Consider the following 14803-nt stretch of genomic DNA (forward strand, 5'->3'; position numbering starts at 1 on the left):
GGGCATCACGGTGGGCAATGCGCTGCTGCCGGCCTTGAACAACTTGGTGGGCGCGTTGATGGGGCCGATCGATAGCCTGGCCCATCTCGCCGAACGGTTTCCTATCGTCACGCAAGTGGTCGTGGGCGGGGTGGCGTGGATCAGACGTTGGCCAACCGCCCGGCCATCAGGATGCTGGCGTGCAGGCGCTGCGCGGTCTCGCCGATGGCGCGCTGCGGCGCATGGCTGCTGGTGAGCAGCTTCCACACCATCTCGTCGTCGGCCTGGAAGCGGCACAGCAGCGTGTTGTGGCTGGCCAGCTTGACGATCTGCGCGGGCGACAGCGCGGCGATCAGGTCGGCGGACTCTTCGCTCAGGCCCAGGCGGAAGGTGGCCTCGGCCTTGTCGGCGCGGATGAGGCGCTGCGCCAGCATCAGGTAGGTCAGGTTGGCCTCGCGGATCTCGGCCAGCAGTTGCTCGCGGTCGGCATCGGTGAGGTTGGCGGCGGTGGCGGTCATGGCAGGGCTCCTTGTCATCGGGTTCCGCGCACCGGGCTGAGGGGTTTAGCACAGCCCGAAAAGCGTCGGTGCGTTGAAAAGGATTGTGAAAATCCCCCTGCTCAACTTGAATCGGAAGGTGTCTGTTCGGCCTGTCGGACACGCGCCGGCGGCGTGTCAGACAACTTCCTACACCGACCCCGCCACACCGCGCGGGACCGCGCGCCGCTCAACCCGCGCCGCGCTGCAGGCGCTCGCTTTTCCAGTACACGTCGTCGCCCCCATCGAGCCGGTTGAGCACGCGCGCCAGCACGAACATCAGGTCCGACAGGCGGTTGAGGTATTGGCGCGGGGCGTCGTGGATGGCCTCCTCGTTGCCCAGCGCCACCACGCTGCGCTCCGCGCGCCGCGCCACGGTGCGGCACACGTGGGCCTGGGCCGCGGCGCGCGTGCCCGCGGGCAGGATGAACTCCTGCAGCCGGGGCAGGCGCTCGTTGTAGTGTGCCAGCGCCTCGTCCAGGGCCAGCACCGCCTCGGGCTTGAGCAGCTCGTAGCCGGGGATGCTGAGCTCGCCCCCCAGGTTGAAGAGCTGGTGCTGAATTTCCACCAGCAGGGCGCGCACATCGTCGGGCATGGGCTCGCACAACAGCAACCCGATGTGGGAGTTGAGCTCGTCCACGTCGCCCATGGCGTGCACGCGCAGGCTGTTTTTGCTGACGCGCTGGTTGTTGCCCAGGCCGGTGGTGCCCGCGTCCCCGGTGCGGGTGGCGATTTGTGTCAGGCGATTGCCCATGGGTGTCCTCCGTGGCACGATGCAAGCCGATAATCCGCCCATTATCGGCAACCGCCGCCCCGCCCGGCCCCACCGCTTGGAGAGTCCATGAACGCCCCCCTGCCCACCCCTGTGCTGCCCGAGGTGCATCCGCGCCCGGTGCCGCCCGAGGCGCTGGCTGCACTGCAAGCCCGCTTTGGGTCGCGCCTGTCCACCGCCGCGGCGGTGCGCGAACAGCACGGCCGCGACGAGTCCGCGTTTACGCACGTGCCGCCGCCGGCGGCGGTCGTCTTTGCCGAATCGACGGCTGACGTGGCCGACGCGGTGCGCCTGGCGGCGCGCTGGCGCGTGCCCGTGATCCCGTTTGGCGTTGGCTCCTCGCTCGAGGGGCACCTGCTGGCCGTGCAGGGCGGCATCAGCCTGGACGTCAGCCGCATGAACCAGGTGCTGGCGGTGCAGCCCGAGGACCTGACCGCGACCGTGCAGCCGGGAGTGACGCGCAAGCAGCTCAACGAGGCGGTCAAGCACCTGGGCTTGTTCTTTCCCATCGACCCGGGGGCCGATGCCTCGATCGGCGGCATGGCCGCCACGCGCGCCAGCGGCACCAACGCCGTGCGCTACGGCACCATGCGCGAAAACGTCCTGGCGCTGGAAGTGGTCACCGCCCGCGGCGAGGTGATACGCACCGGCACGCGCGCGCGCAAGAGCAGCGCCGGCTACGACCTCACGCGGCTGTTCGTCGGCAGCGAGGGGACGCTGGGCGTCATCACCGAAATCACCGTGCGCCTCTACCCGCTGCCCGAGGCCATCTCGGCGGCCATCTGCTCCTTCCCCAGCGTCGAAGCGGCCGTGCGCACCACCATCGCCATCATCCAGATGGGTGTGCCGATCGCGCGCTGCGAGCTGCTCGATGCGCGCACCGTGCGCGCCGTCAACGCGCACAGCAAGCTGGGCCTGCGCGAGGAGCCGATGCTGCTCATGGAGTTCCACGGCTCGCCCACCGGCGTGCGCGAGCAAGCCGAGCTGGTGCAGGCGATCGCCGACGAGCACGGCGGTCAGGCGTTCGAATGGGCCACCACGCCCGAGGAGCGCACGCGCCTGTGGACGGCGCGCCACAACGCCTACTTCGCCGGAGTGCAAAGCCGCCCGGGCTGCCGCGCGATCACCACCGACGCCTGTGTGCCGATCAGCCGGCTGGCCGACAACGTGCTCGCGGCCGTGGCCGAAGCCGACGCGGCCGGCATCCCGTACTTCATGGTCGGGCACGTGGGCGACGGCAACTTCCACATGGGCTACCTGATCGACCCGGACAATGCGGCCGAGCGCGCCACCGCCGAGCGGCTCAACCACGCCCTGGTCGAGCGCGCGCTGGCCAGCGGCGGCACCTGCACCGGCGAGCATGGGGTCGGCCTGCACAAAATGGGCTTTTTGCGCGCCGAAGCCGGTGATGGGGCGATCGCGCTGATGCGCGCCATCAAGGCCGCGCTGGACCCGGACGACATCCTCAACCCGGGCAAGATTTTGGCCGGGTGACCAGGCAGCGCTGCCCCGCCCCCGGGGGCGGCCATCATCGGCCCTGCCGCCCCGATCAGGCGGCAGCCACCGCCCCCGGTTGGTTGGCCGCGACGGGCAGGCGGTAGCCCCACACGGGCCGCCCATCGGGGCAGCGCCAGCACACGCTGGGCGGCCAGCCCGGCACCTCGAACTCCAGGCTCACCAGCCAGGCGCCGGGCTTCATTTCCGATGCGGCCTTGGTCGCGGCGCGCGGCATGGTCTCTGGGCGCTGAAACAGGTACACCATGTCATAGGCCGACCAGTCGTCGGCCCAAAAGTCGCCATGGCGCACCTGCGCGCCCGGGCAGCGCAGGCCCGCCAGCAGCCGCAGCACCCAGGCGCGCTCGATGCCCATCAGCTGCGCATCGGGGTAGGCCCGCTCCAGCGCGCGCAGGCCATCCCCCAGGCCGCAGCCGGCATCCAGAATGCGCGCGCGTGGCGGCAGCCAAATCGCCTCGCGCAAGCCGTCGAGCGCACCCGCGGGGGTGGGATACAGCGGGGCATCGCGCCACGCCCGCCAGGGGTAGAGCGCCAGCGCCAGCGCCAGCAGCAGCACCCACACCCACGCGGGCGGCAGCGGCAACAAGCCCGCCGCCAGCACCCACGACAGCGGAAAGCCCAGCGCCATCACCATGCGCCGCATCGGGGTGCCGCCGCGGCGGATGGCCCACACCAAGGCCAGCAGGGCCACGATGCCAAACGCCTCGGCCACCGGGCGCTGCAGGCCCACGCGCAGGACCACATACCCGGCCCAGGCCGCCAACCACAGCGCCAAGGCCGGCAGCGGCCAGCGATCCGGTGCAGACGCGGCGCGGCGCGGCGTCATCCCTGCAAGGCGCGCAGCCGCTCGATCAGGCCGTTGAGCTCGTCCAGCGACGCGAACGCGATCGCCAGCTCGCCCTGCTCCTGCACCCGGCCGTTGCGCTTGAGGCGTTTTTTGACGCGCACCTCGACCTCGGCGGCCAGCAGTTCGGCAAGCTCCTCCTCCACCCGGCGCACGTCGCGTGGTTTTTCGGCCTTGGGGCGCGGGGGCGTGAGCGCAAACTCGGCCGTCAGGCGCTTGACCAGCGCCTCGGCTTCGCGCACCGACAGGCCCTTGGCCGCAATCTGGTGCGCGGTGGTGATTTGGGTGGCGCGGTCCAGGCTCAGCAGCGCGCGCGCGTGGCCCATGTCGAGGTCGCCCGCCATCAGCATGGTCTGCACCGGCTCGGCCAGCTGCAGCAGGCGCAGCAAATTGGTGGCGGCGCTGCGCGAGCGACCGACGGCCTGCGCGGCCTGCTCGTGCGTCAGGCCAAACTCCTTGATCAAGCGTTGCAGGCCTTGCGCCTCTTCCAGCGGGTTGAGGTCTTCGCGCTGGATGTTTTCGATCAGGGCCATCGCCGCCGCGGCCTCGTCCGGCACCTCGCGCACCAGCACCGGCACCTCCTCCAGCCCGGCCAGCCGGGCGGCACGAAAGCGCCGCTCGCCCGCGATGATTTCGTACACCGGGCGCGCGCCACGGGCACCGTCGGCAAAGGGCTGCCCCGCCGGGCTGGCGTGCCAGGCCGCCAACCGCTGGGCGCCGACGTCGTCGGCCAGGCGGCGCACCAGCACCGGCTGCATCACGCCCTGGGCGCGGATGCTTTCGGCCAGCTCGTACAGGGCGCCCTCGTCCATGCGCGTGCGTGGCTGGTAGGCGCCAGGCACCAGGTCGCTCAGGCGCAGCTGGCGCGGGGCATCGCGCATCGTCGCGTCGGTTTCGACCGCTGGTCCCAGCAGCACTTCCAGGCCGCGGCCCAGTCCTTTGGGTTTTTTGGTTGCCATCATGCAAGGTCTCGGGATGCCGTGTGGGGGGTGCCGGGCGCGCCGTCGCACCACGGCGCGATCCAGTCCAGCGCCTGCGGCCAGTCACCCAGGCCGGATTCGGCGTTGAGGTGGCCGCGCGCCCCGGCGTCGATGAAGCGGCTGCCCCAGGCCTGGGCCAGCGCCTGGGCACGCTCGAAGCGGCAGTAGGGATCGTCGCGGCTGGCCACCAACACGCTGGGGAATGGCAGCGCGCGGCGCTCGATCGGCGCCCAGCCCGGCAGGCGCGCACCCAGGTCCGGCTGCTCGACGTCGCCGGGCGCCACCAGCAGCGCCCCGCGCACACGGCCTGTGTGACGCGAGTGGGCCGCCCACGCCGCGGTCAGGATGCAGCCCAGGCTGTGGGCCACCAGCACCAGCGGGCCGGGCGCATCGGCCACCACGTCCTCCAGCCGGGCCATCCAGTCCCCACGCCGGGGCGTCAGCCAGTCGTGCTGTTCGACGCGCACGAAGCCGTGGAGCCGCTCCCAGCGCGACTGCCAGTGATCCGGGCCGCTGCTGAGCCAGCCCGGCAGCGTCAACACCTGCACCGCCATCCGCGCCCCCGTTCAAAGACGCTCGACGCGGGCGACCATCTCGCGCGCGAAATCGACGAAGGCCTTGGAGCCGCGCGCCGCGGGGTCGAACACCACCCCCGGCAAGCCATAGCTGGGCGCCTCGGCCAGACGCACGTTGCGCGGGATGACGGTGTCGAACACTTTGTCGCCAAAGTGCCCCTTGAGCTGCTCGCTGACCTGCTGCTGCAGGGTGATGCGGGCGTCGAACATCACGCGCAGCAAACCAATGAGCTTGAGATCGCGGTTGAGGTTGGCGTGCACCTGCTTGATGCTGTTGACCAGATCGGACAGGCCCTCGAGCGCGAAATACTCGCACTGCATGGGCACGATGACGCCGTGCGCCGCGCACAGCCCGTTGAGCGTGAGCAGGCTCAACGACGGCGGGCAGTCGATAAGGACGAAATCGTAGTCGTCTTGCACGCCTGCCAAGGCGTCGCGCAGGCGGTGCTCGCGCCGTTCCAGCGTGACGAGCTCGACCTCGGCGCCGGCCAATTCGCGGTTGGCGCCCAGCACGTCGTAGCCCGCCGCGTCGCTGCGGCGCGCGGCCTCGGGCACGGTGGCGCCGCCCAGCAGCACCTCGTACACGGTGGGGTCGAGCGCCCGCTTGTCCACGCCCGAGCCCATGGTGGCGTTGCCCTGGGGGTCCAGATCGACCATCAGCACGCGCTGCCCCACTTTGGCCAGCCCGGCGGCCAGGTTGACCGTGGTCGTGGTCTTGCCGACGCCGCCTTTTTGATTGGCAATGCAAAACACCCGTGCCATCGTCAAACCCTCGGCGCGCTGGCGGCGGACGAAGCCCAAGCGGACAGCCCCGGCGCGGCGCGGCGCGTTGGCAGCGGCCCAGGGGCAACGAAAGCAGCGGAGTGGACAACACCGAACATGACGCGGTCCCGCAGTGGCATGTGGACGATAACGGCAGCGCCGGGCGCATGGCCGGCGGCAGGGCTGGAGTTTACGGGGATTCGGCGGGCGCGGAACGCATCCACACCAGGCACCGCTGCGCACCCAGGCCGGGCACGGTCAGCGGTTCCACGTGAAACACCTCGATGGTGGCCGGCAGGGCGGCGAGTTCGTCGTGCGGCACCCGCCCTTTCATGGCCATCCACACGCCGTTGGGGGCCAACGCATGGCGTGACCAGGCGGTAAAGTCCACCAACGACGCAAAGGCGCGCGAACAGACCACGTCATAAGCCTCGCGCAGCGACTCGACCCGCGCGTGCAAGCCCCGCAAGCGGGGCAGCCGCAGGCGGGCCGCCACCTGCGCCACGAATGCCGCCTTTTTGGCCACCGCATCGACACAGGTCACGTGCAGGTCCGGGCAGGCGATGGCCAACACCACGCCGGGCAGCCCGCCCCCGGAGCCGACATCGAGCACACGCACACCGTCGTGCCGCTGAGCGCCCTGCCCCGCGAGCTGCCGACGCAGCGGCCCCACCACCGCGAGGCTGTCCAGCAGGTGGTGCGTCAGCATATCCCCCGGCTCACGCACCGCCGTCAGGTTGTACACGCGGTTCCATTGCACCAACGCGTCCAGGTAGTCGAGCAACTGACGCACCGCGGCATCGGGGAGGGTCAGCGCCAGCGCCGCCAAGCCCTCGCGCAGCGCCGCCTCCTGCGCGTCAGCGCTCATGCCGCGCGCGCCTCTGGGCCGGCATCGCCGCCGGCGTCACCAAACCCCTTGAAGCGCCCGCGCTTGAGGTGAATCAGCAGCAACGAGATCGCCGCCGGTGTCACCCCGGAAATGCGGGCCGCCTGCCCCAGCGTCTCCGGCCGGTGTTGCTGCAATTTTTGCCGCACCTCCACGCTCAGGGCCGACACCTGCATGTAGTCCAGATCGGCGGGCAACTTCAGGTGCTCGTAGGCCGCGGCGCGCTCGACCTCGTCGCGCTGGCGCTCGATATATCCCGCGTACTTGGCGCCAATCTCCACCTGCTCCACCACCGGCGCATACAGATCACCCAGCGTTTCACGTGAAACCGCAGCGTCCGCAAAGCGCCCGCCGGCCAGCGTCATCAGCGCCTCGTAGCCCACGCCGGGACGCCGCAGCAGGTCGAACAGGTTGTATTCGTGCTCGATGGCCTTGCCCAGGACGCGCTGCGCTTCGGCGGCGGCCACGATGCGGGGGTGGACCCACGTGGACTTGAGCCGTTCGGTTTCACGTGAAACCGCGTCGCGCTTGCGACAGAAGGCATCCCAACGGGCATCGTCCACCAGGCCCAGGCGGCGCCCGATTTCGGTCAGCCGCAGGTCCGCGTTGTCCTCGCGCAACTGCAGGCGGTACTCGGCCCGGCTGGTGAACATGCGGTACGGCTCGGTCACGCCTTTGGTGATCAGGTCGTCCACCAACACGCCCAGATAAGCCTGATCCCGCCCCGGGACCCACGGCTCGCGTTCGAGCACCTGCAACGCGGCGTTGATCCCGGCATACAGCCCTTGCGCGGCCGCCTCCTCATAGCCGGTGGTGCCGTTGATTTGCCCGGCAAAAAACAGCCCCCGAATCACCTTGGTCTCGAACGTCGAGCGCAGGCCGCGCGGATCGAAATAGTCGTACTCGATGGCATAGCCCGGGCGCAGGATGTGCGCGTTTTCCAGCCCGGCGATGGAGCGCACCAACGCGTACTGGATGTCAAACGGCAGGCTGGTCGAGATGCCGTTGGGATACACCTCGTGCGTGTCCAGGCCTTCGGGCTCCAGGAAGATCTGGTGGCTGTCCTTGTCGGCAAAGCGGTTGATCTTGTCCTCCACGCTCGGGCAGTAGCGCGGGCCCACGCCCTCGATCTTGCCGGTGAACATCGGGCTGCGGTCAAAGCCGCTGCGGATGATCTCGTGCGTGCGGGGGTTGGTGTGTGTCACCCAACACGGCACCTGGGTGGGGTGCATGTCGGGCCGCCCCAAAAAGCTGAACACCGGGACTGGCTGCCCTTCGGTCTCCGAACCGGGCATGCCGTCACCTGGCTGCACCGTGCAGCGCGACCAATCGATGGTGCGGCCATCGAGCCGCGGGGGGGTGCCGGTCTTGAGCCGCCCCTGCGGCAGCTTCAGCTCCTTGAGCCGGGCCGACAGGCGCTGCGCCGGGGGGTCCCCCGCGCGGCCGGCGGCATAGTGCTCCAGGCCCACATGGATCTTGCCGTCCAGGAAGGTGCCGGCCGTCAACACCACCGCCCGCGCGCGAAAGCGTATGCCAATCTGGGTGACCGCGCCGACCACGCGGTCGCCTTCGACCATCAAATCGTCCACGGCCTGCTGAAACAGCCACAGGTTGGGCTGGTTTTCCAGCCGGCGGCGTATGGCCGCTTTGTAGAGCTTGCGATCGGCCTGGGCGCGCGTGGCGCGCACCGCCGGGCCCTTGCTGGCGTTGAGGATGCGAAACTGGATGCCCGCCTCGTCGGTGGCCAAGGCCATGGCGCCGCCCAGCGCGTCGATTTCCTTGACCAAGTGGCCCTTGCCAATGCCGCCGATGCTGGGGTTGCAGCTCATCTGGCCCAGCGTCTCGATGTTGTGGGTCAGCAGCAGGGTGCGACACCCCATGCGGGCGGCGGCCAGCGCGGCCTCGGTCCCGGCGTGGCCGCCACCGACGACGATGACATCGAATTCCTGCGGATACAACATGGACGTGCGCCCCAACGACAACGGGCCGCGACCCACCACAGGCCCGGCCCCGACATCGGCAAAGGGCTGCATTGTCCCACGTTCGGCCCAACCCTGCACGCGCTGCGCATGGCGACGCCCGGGCGCGGCCGCGGGCCGGCACGTGCCCCCTGCCGCATGACGCGGCGCCAGCACAAAAGGCTTGCCATCTGTCAAACCCCCGTCGTACAGTCTGGGGTATCGTCAGACGGTCGCAACCCTTTGGAGGACAGCACCATGAAACAAAACGTCGGCGGCATCGACCGCATCCTGCGCATCGTGGTGGGCGTGGCCCTCATCGCCGCGGCCGCCACCGGCACCGTAGGCGCCTGGGGCTGGATCGGCATCGTGCCCCTGGCCACGGGCCTGATCGGCTGGTGCCCGCCCTACGCGATCTTCGGTGTCAACACCTGCAAGACCAAAACCGAAGGGTAAGCCGTGGGCGAGCCCCATCGGTGGCGGCGTGATCGGCGGCGGGCTTGACGCCCGCTGCCCTTACCTGCCAACCATCGGCCTGCAGCGCCCGTGCCGCATCCTGGGTTTCGGGCCCTGGCGCCACGCACCATGGCACGGTGCCGCGGAGCGGCCGCGTTGGGTTGGCAAAGCGCCGGATCATTCACGCCACCATGGCCGGCGCAGCGTCGCGCAGCCGCGCAAGGGCGCGCGCGGCGCCCTGCGGGCCAAACCAACGGGCTACCTCGTGGGCAGGCTGGGCCCGATCCAACACCCAGCCCTGGATCGCATCGACACCATGGCGCCGGACGTGCCACGCCTGTGTCGCGGTCTCCACCCCTTCGGCCACCGTTTGCAGGCGCAGCAGCCGGGCAAGCCGCGCCACACCGCGCACCAGGGCGGCGTCCACCCCGTCGTGCGGGATGCCGCGCACGAATTCCCGGTCGATCTTGAGGCGATGCAAGGGCAGGCGCTTGAGCTGGGCCAGCGACGAGTGGCCGGTGCCAAAGTCGTCCAGCGCCAGCTCTATACCATGTTCCATGAGCTGGCGCAGCGCAACGCACGCGCGCTGCGGGTCGGCCATCGCGTGTGACTCGGTGATTTCCAGCTCCAACGCCTCGCCCGGCAGGCCATGGCGCTGCATCATCGCCACGATGCGCTGCGGCAAGTCGGGCAGCCGAAACTGCTGCGGTGACAGGTTGACCGCCACCCGCACCGCGGCGCCTTGGTCGCGCCACTGGCGCGCCTGCCGACAGGCCTGCTCCAGCACCCAGTCACCCAGCGACACGATGAGCCCGGTGGCTTCGGCCACCTCGATGCAGCGCTGCGGCGAGACGGCACCCAGCACCGGGTCGGACCAGCGCAGCAGCGCTTCCACCGTGGTCACGCGCTCGGCGTCCCAGTCGAACTGCGGCTGGTAGTGCAGCTGCAGCCCCCCGTGACGCAACGCGTGCTGCAGCCGCTCGTGCACGCGCAGGTGCGCGTCGACCGACGCCGCCATGGACGCCTCGAAGCGCGCCACGCCGCCGCGCCCGTCGTGCTTGGCCGCGTACATGGCCACGTCGGCAAAGCGCAACAGATCGTCAGGCGCGCACGCATCGTGTGGGAAGACCGCCACCCCGGCCGACGCGCCCATGCCCCCGAGCGCCAGTGCATCGAGCTGATACGGCTGCGCCAGGGCATGCAGGAGCTTTTCCCCCACCGCCAGGGCGGCGTCGGCGCCCGCCACCTCGGGCAAGACGATGACGAACTCATCCCCGCCCAGCCGCGCCACCACATCCATGGCGCGCACCGTCGAGCGCAGGCGGCGCGCCACTTCGATCAACAGCCGGTCACCGGTGGCGTGGCCGTGGCCGTCGTTGATGGCCTTGAAGTCGTCGAGATCCACCAACAGCACCGCGCCGGGCCGCCCGCCGCGCTGCGCCTGTTGGCAGGCCAGCCGCAGCACCTCCAGCAGCTGGGCGCGGTTGTACAGGCCGGTGAGGGGATCGTGGGTGGCCTGGTGGCGCAACACCTCGGTCAGGCGCTGCAACTCGGTGACATCGCGCAAAAACACCGCGGCGCAGGGGGTGCCGGCCACCTCACACACGCCTAGGGCGATGTCCACCGGCACCTCGTGGCCGTCGCGGTGGCGTAGCCGCAGGTTGGGCACCCGTCCCATGGGCCGGTCGTGCGGCTGGCTGAAAAACGCTTCCACCCGCTGCCGATGCCGTTGCATCAGCCCGGCCGGCATCAGCACATCCAGCGGCTGGCCGACCAGTTGCTGCGGCGCATGGCCGGTGAGCGCCTGCACCGCCGGATTGGCCAGGAGGATGGTGCCACGGGCGTCCACCAGCAAAATGCCGTCGGGGGCGGCGGTGAGCAGGGCGTGCTCCACCCGCGCGGCGTCCAGCCCGCCACCGACTTCGGCCAGGGCCTCGCGCAACTGCGCGTCGATCACCAGCCCATCCGCGGCGTCGGGGCGCCGGCCATGCGCACCGGCCATGGTCGCGTTCGTCATCGCGCCAACCCTTTGTCTTGTGGCGCCACCCGGCTCACGCCGGGCGCTGCAGGCGCGCCGGGCGCCGGTTGGCCGCGGTGTCGTGCCATTCGCCGGGCGTGGCAACCGCGCGCACGGCAACCGCGCCGCCCGCCCCGCCGCGCCAGACGGTCACCGCCTCCGCCAAGCGCTCGGCCTGCTGGTGCAGGCTGCGCGCGGCGGCGGCGATTTCTTCGACCAGCGCCGCGTTGCTTTGGGTGTTTTGGTCGAGCTGCGCCACCGCCTCGCCCACCTGCGCCACGCCGCTGGACTGCTCGGCGCTGGCCGCCGAGATTTCGTTGACCAGCTGCGTCACCTGCTGCACCTGCTGCACGATTTCACCCATGCGGGCACCGGCTTGCGCGACCAACTCGGCACCGCCCCGCACCTCGGTGACGCTGCCCTGAATCAGGGCCTTGATCTCCTTGGCCGCATCGGCGCTGCGCTGGGCCAGGCTGCGCACCTCGCCGGCGACCACCGCAAAACCGCGTCCGGCCTCACCGGCGCGGGCCGCTTCCACCGCGGCGTTGAGCGCCAGGATGTTGGTTTGGAACGCGATGCTGTCGATGACGGCCACGATTTGCTCGATGCGCTGCGAGCTGGCCGTGATGCGCTCCATGGTCTGCACCACGTTTTGCACCACGGCACCGCCGGCGGCGGCCACCTCGCTGGCGCTGGCCGCCAGCCGGCTGGCCTGCTGGGCGCTGTCGGCGTTGTGTTTGACGGTGGCGGTCAGCTCCTCCATCGAGGCGGCGGTTTCTTCCAGGCTCGCGGCGTTGCTCTCGGTGCGGGCGGACAAATCCTCGTTGCCCTGGGCTATCTGCTCGGCCACCGCGCTCACGCCGCCCACCTGCTGCGCCACATCGTCCACCAGGGCGCGCAAATTGAGCCCGGACTGGTTGATGGCGCGCAGCACCATGCCAATGTCGTCCACGCGGTCGAGGTGGAGGTTGTCCCCCGGCGAGCCGCTGGCCACCGCCTGCGCCTGCCGACGGATGGCGCGCAGCGGCACCAGAATCTGGCGCGTCAAGAACACATCGGCCAGCAACGCGGCCAGCAGCGCGGCAGCGGCCACCGCCCCTTCGGCTGCCCACGAGCCGCCCTGGGCCGCGATGACCACGCCAGTGAGCACCGGCAGCAGCGCCGCCCTCCACACCGCCAGCCGCACGCGCGCGGCGGTGGAGAGCTTTTGCAGCGTGCTGCGCCATGCCTGCCAGCCGGTGCGCACGATCAGGCCCTTGTGGAAGGCCAGCCCCTGCGCCCGCCCCTCGCGAAAGCGCCGGTACAGCGCCTCGGCCGCCTCGACCTCTGCGCGGGTGGGCGCGGTGCGCACCGACAGGTAGCCCGCGAGTTGCCCGTCACGCAGCATGGGCGTGGCGTTGGCGCGCACCCAGTAATGGTCGCCATCCTTGCGGCGGTTTTTGACCAGCGCCGTCCACGACTCGCCGCCCTTGATCGTGGCCCACATGTCGGCAAACGCCTCGGGCGGCATGTCCGGGTGGCGCACGATGTTGTGCGGCTGCCCCATGAGCTCGGCGGCGTCAAAGCCGCTGACGGCGATGAAGGCCGAATTGGCGTAGCTGATGCGCCCTTTGGGGTCGGTGGTGGACAGCAGCGTTTGGCGGCCGTCGAAGGCAAATTCGCGCTGGGTGACCGGCTGGTTGTTGCGCATGGGAAAACCTCCCTGGACATGAGCCCGTTTCCCAGCTTGCCACGCCACCGTCCGGCTGTGGTGGCCGTTTGCCCGCCATCAACACCGCGCGTGACATTTGTCACGCCAACGGCCGCTGCGGGGTGCTCCCGTGAGTCGTTTCGGCCAACACCCATGCGTTGCGGCGCGGGCCGCGTCGCACGCGGCCGGCACGCGCCAGCGCGCCCAGGGCGCGCGAGACCGTCTCCGGCGCACAGGCCGCCAGCTCCGCCAGCACCTGCCGCTGCGGTAGCTGCACGCACGGGGACTGCACGGCCACGGCCAAGCGGCGCAACACGGCTTCCACGCGCTGGGTGGCCGTGGGCAAGCGGCCGATGGCCGCCCAGTCGGCCAGGGTTTCGGCCAGGCGCGTCAACTCCGACAGCACCGCAGGCACCGGCACTTCCAGCGCGCCCGGCACCACCGGGCGCAGGCACACCCGGACCGGGGTCAGGGCGTGCGCATCCAGCGCCGCCGCATCCTGCCCGACCAGGGCGCGCAAGCCCACCGTGCGCCCGGGTCCGATGACCGCAATCGTGCGCGCCGGCCCTTCGGGCACACGGCGGCGCAGGGCCAACAGCCCCACCTTGACCGTCACCAGACGCCGCACCGGCTCATCCTGGTGCAGCAGGGTGGTGCCGGCCGGCACGGCGTGTTCGCGAACCATGCCGTGGGCCTGCGACGCCGGCAGGCGGGCCAGGAGGCAACCCGCCGCACGCACACAGTCCGTGCAGCGCACAGGCGCTCCCCCTTTCGACGAAACAGGCGGCATCGCAACCGTCATGGCGCACGCATTGTGTCCATGCCCGCCGGCCCTGTCCAGCACCGCGGCGACCGTTTTTGCGGCACGTCAATACAGCCGCTGAGCGCCCGGTGGGCGTGTTTTGAAGCGCCGGTGCAGCCAGTGGTACTGGCCGGGGTCTTCGGCAATCCAGCGCTCCAGCGCCGCGTTCATGCGGCGCGCATCGGCCACGTCGTCACCACTGGGGTAGCCGCCCCACGCCGGGAGCACCTGCACGCGGTAGCCGTGGCGGTCCAAGCGCGCGATCACCGGCACGACCGGGGCCTGGGCGGCCGCCGCCAGCCGCGGCAGCGAGGTCACGGTGGCCGCCGGTATGCCAAAAAAGGGCACGAAAACCGACTGCCGTGGCCCCAGGTCCATGTCCGGCAACAGGTAGCCGGCCGCGCCCGCGCGCAGCGCCCGCACCAGGCCGCGCACGCCGTCGCGGCGCGAGATGACCTGCGGCGCGCCAAAGCGCGCGCGCCCGTGGCGCACCCAGCGATCGAGCCACGGATAGGCCTGTGGCGCGTAGAGGCCCGCCCACGGCCGGTCGATGGCCTGGGTCAGCCGCGTCCAGGCGGCATCCAGCCCCACGAAGTGCGGCACGAACAGCAGCCGCGGCCCCGGCGCGGCCAGGGCCTGCCAGTCGCCCTCCAGCCGCACGCGCGCCGCCACGACGTGCGCCGGGGCGTGCCACAGCCACACGCGGTCCACAAACGCCTGCCCAAACAAGCGAAAGGTCTGCCACGCCCAGCGGCGGCGCTGGCGGGCCGACGCCTGCGGAAAACACAGCGCCAGGTTGCGCCGCACCACGGCGCGCCGGCGCCGCGCCAGCGCAAACAGCGCCGCGCCCAGCAGCGCGCCCACCGCGCGCAGCAGCGGCAGCGGCAGGCGCGCGGCCAGCCGCAGCGCAGCGGGCCCCGGGGGCAGCCGCAGGCGCAGCAGCGCGTCCACGCCAGCCCCGATGTTGAACAGGGCGCGCAGGCGCGGCTGCTCGTCGAGGAAGCGCTGCGGCGGCGCCCAGACGACCGCAT

At 71.0% G+C, this 14803-nt stretch carries 14 protein-coding genes; 2 read left to right on the forward strand and 12 right to left on the reverse strand.

The window, feature by feature from the left end; translation table 11 throughout:
* Positions 1 to 140: 140 nt before the first annotated feature.
* Both flhD and Tther_RS11490 read right to left on the reverse strand, forming a co-directional pair.
* Positions 141 to 497 (reverse strand): flagellar transcriptional regulator FlhD, encoded by a 357-nt coding sequence (flhD, locus tag Tther_RS11485; protein ID WP_143903992.1) that lies wholly within the window; start codon positions 495 to 497, stop codon positions 141 to 143.
* 208 nt (positions 498 to 705) lie between these two features.
* Positions 706 to 1269: a cob(I)yrinic acid a,c-diamide adenosyltransferase gene (locus Tther_RS11490; protein ID WP_143903994.1), complete on the reverse strand. Its 564-nt coding sequence runs from the start codon at positions 1267 to 1269 to the stop codon at positions 706 to 708.
* A gap of 87 nt (positions 1270 to 1356) precedes the next feature.
* On the opposite strand from Tther_RS11490, the gene Tther_RS11495 reads away from it, so the two are divergent.
* Positions 1357 to 2781 (forward strand): FAD-binding oxidoreductase, encoded by a 1425-nt coding sequence (locus tag Tther_RS11495; RefSeq protein ID WP_143903996.1) that lies wholly within the window; start codon positions 1357 to 1359, stop codon positions 2779 to 2781.
* A 55-nt stretch (positions 2782 to 2836) separates the two neighbouring features.
* Here the strand turns inward: Tther_RS11495 and Tther_RS11500 are convergent, their stop codons facing one another.
* The 6 genes from Tther_RS11500 to mnmG form a co-directional block, all read right to left on the reverse strand.
* The gene (locus Tther_RS11500; protein WP_143903998.1) at positions 2837 to 3628 is read right to left on the reverse strand and encodes a class I SAM-dependent methyltransferase; all 792 of its coding nucleotides are present in this window, start codon (positions 3626 to 3628) and stop codon (positions 2837 to 2839) included.
* On the reverse strand, positions 3625 to 4605 hold the full coding sequence (locus tag Tther_RS11505; protein WP_143904001.1) for a ParB/RepB/Spo0J family partition protein: 981 nt from the start codon (positions 4603 to 4605) through the stop codon (positions 3625 to 3627). The genes Tther_RS11500 and Tther_RS11505 overlap by 4 nt, the downstream gene beginning before the upstream one ends.
* Positions 4605 to 5180 (reverse strand): RBBP9/YdeN family alpha/beta hydrolase, encoded by a 576-nt coding sequence (locus Tther_RS11510; RefSeq protein ID WP_143904003.1) that lies wholly within the window; start codon positions 5178 to 5180, stop codon positions 4605 to 4607. Before Tther_RS11510 ends, Tther_RS11505 begins: the two co-directional genes overlap by 1 nt.
* A gap of 12 nt (positions 5181 to 5192) precedes the next feature.
* Positions 5193 to 5963 carry a ParA family protein gene (locus Tther_RS11515; protein ID WP_143904005.1) on the reverse strand — a complete coding sequence of 257 codons (771 nt, stop codon included), beginning with the start codon at positions 5961 to 5963 and terminating at the stop codon, positions 5193 to 5195.
* 190 nt (positions 5964 to 6153) lie between these two features.
* Positions 6154 to 6831 (reverse strand): 16S rRNA (guanine(527)-N(7))-methyltransferase RsmG, encoded by a 678-nt coding sequence (rsmG, locus tag Tther_RS11520; protein WP_143904007.1) that lies wholly within the window; start codon positions 6829 to 6831, stop codon positions 6154 to 6156.
* Entirely contained in the window at positions 6828 to 8810 is a 1983-nt protein-coding gene (gene mnmG / locus Tther_RS11525) for a tRNA uridine-5-carboxymethylaminomethyl(34) synthesis enzyme MnmG (protein WP_143904009.1), read from the reverse strand. Before mnmG ends, rsmG begins: the two co-directional genes overlap by 4 nt.
* Positions 8811 to 9065: 255 nt before the next feature.
* On the opposite strand from mnmG, the gene Tther_RS11530 reads away from it, so the two are divergent.
* The gene (locus Tther_RS11530) at positions 9066 to 9263 is read left to right on the forward strand and encodes a YgaP family membrane protein (RefSeq protein WP_143904011.1); all 198 of its coding nucleotides are present in this window, start codon (positions 9066 to 9068) and stop codon (positions 9261 to 9263) included.
* A gap of 181 nt (positions 9264 to 9444) precedes the next feature.
* Here the strand turns inward: Tther_RS11530 and Tther_RS11535 are convergent, their stop codons facing one another.
* The 4 genes from Tther_RS11535 to Tther_RS11550 all read right to left on the reverse strand — a co-directional run.
* Positions 9445 to 11280 carry a putative bifunctional diguanylate cyclase/phosphodiesterase gene (locus tag Tther_RS11535; RefSeq protein ID WP_143904013.1) on the reverse strand — a complete coding sequence of 612 codons (1836 nt, stop codon included), beginning with the start codon at positions 11278 to 11280 and terminating at the stop codon, positions 9445 to 9447.
* A 34-nt stretch (positions 11281 to 11314) separates the two neighbouring features.
* Entirely contained in the window at positions 11315 to 12970 is a 1656-nt protein-coding gene (locus tag Tther_RS11540; protein ID WP_143904015.1) for a methyl-accepting chemotaxis protein, read from the reverse strand.
* Between the two features lie 100 nt (positions 12971 to 13070).
* A complete protein-coding gene (locus Tther_RS11545) occupies positions 13071 to 13655 on the reverse strand; it encodes a Crp/Fnr family transcriptional regulator (RefSeq protein WP_185975081.1) in 585 nt (194 codons plus the stop codon).
* A gap of 183 nt (positions 13656 to 13838) precedes the next feature.
* A partial coding sequence (locus Tther_RS11550) for a lysophospholipid acyltransferase family protein (RefSeq protein WP_425472832.1) occupies positions 13839 to 14803 on the reverse strand: 965 nt, incomplete at its 5' end.

Origin of the sequence: Tepidimonas thermarum (assembly GCF_007556705.1) — a bacterium.
Classification (GTDB): Bacteria; Pseudomonadota; Gammaproteobacteria; order Burkholderiales; family Burkholderiaceae_C; genus Tepidimonas; species Tepidimonas thermarum.

Excerpts from the sequence above, each read along its gene's own strand:
- flhD (WP_143903992.1), bottom strand. The coding sequence starts at position 497 with ATGACCGCCACCGCCGCCAACCTCACCGATGCCGACCGCGAGCAACTG.
- Tther_RS11490 (WP_143903994.1), bottom strand. The coding sequence starts at position 1,269 with ATGGGCAATCGCCTGACACAAATCGCCACCCGCACCGGGGACGCGGGC.
- Tther_RS11495 (WP_143903996.1), top strand. The coding sequence starts at position 1,357 with ATGAACGCCCCCCTGCCCACCCCTGTGCTGCCCGAGGTGCATCCGCGC.
- Tther_RS11500 (WP_143903998.1), bottom strand. The coding sequence starts at position 3,628 with ATGACGCCGCGCCGCGCCGCGTCTGCACCGGATCGCTGGCCGCTGCCG.
- Tther_RS11505 (WP_143904001.1), bottom strand. The coding sequence starts at position 4,605 with ATGGCAACCAAAAAACCCAAAGGACTGGGCCGCGGCCTGGAAGTGCTG.
- Tther_RS11510 (WP_143904003.1), bottom strand. The coding sequence starts at position 5,180 with ATGGCGGTGCAGGTGTTGACGCTGCCGGGCTGGCTCAGCAGCGGCCCG.
- Tther_RS11515 (WP_143904005.1), bottom strand. The coding sequence starts at position 5,963 with ATGGCACGGGTGTTTTGCATTGCCAATCAAAAAGGCGGCGTCGGCAAG.
- rsmG (WP_143904007.1), bottom strand. The coding sequence starts at position 6,831 with ATGAGCGCTGACGCGCAGGAGGCGGCGCTGCGCGAGGGCTTGGCGGCG.
- mnmG (WP_143904009.1), bottom strand. The coding sequence starts at position 8,810 with ATGTTGTATCCGCAGGAATTCGATGTCATCGTCGTCGGTGGCGGCCAC.
- Tther_RS11530 (WP_143904011.1), top strand. The coding sequence starts at position 9,066 with ATGAAACAAAACGTCGGCGGCATCGACCGCATCCTGCGCATCGTGGTG.
- Tther_RS11535 (WP_143904013.1), bottom strand. The coding sequence starts at position 11,280 with ATGACGAACGCGACCATGGCCGGTGCGCATGGCCGGCGCCCCGACGCC.
- Tther_RS11540 (WP_143904015.1), bottom strand. The coding sequence starts at position 12,970 with ATGCGCAACAACCAGCCGGTCACCCAGCGCGAATTTGCCTTCGACGGC.
- Tther_RS11545 (WP_185975081.1), bottom strand. The coding sequence starts at position 13,655 with ATGGTTCGCGAACACGCCGTGCCGGCCGGCACCACCCTGCTGCACCAG.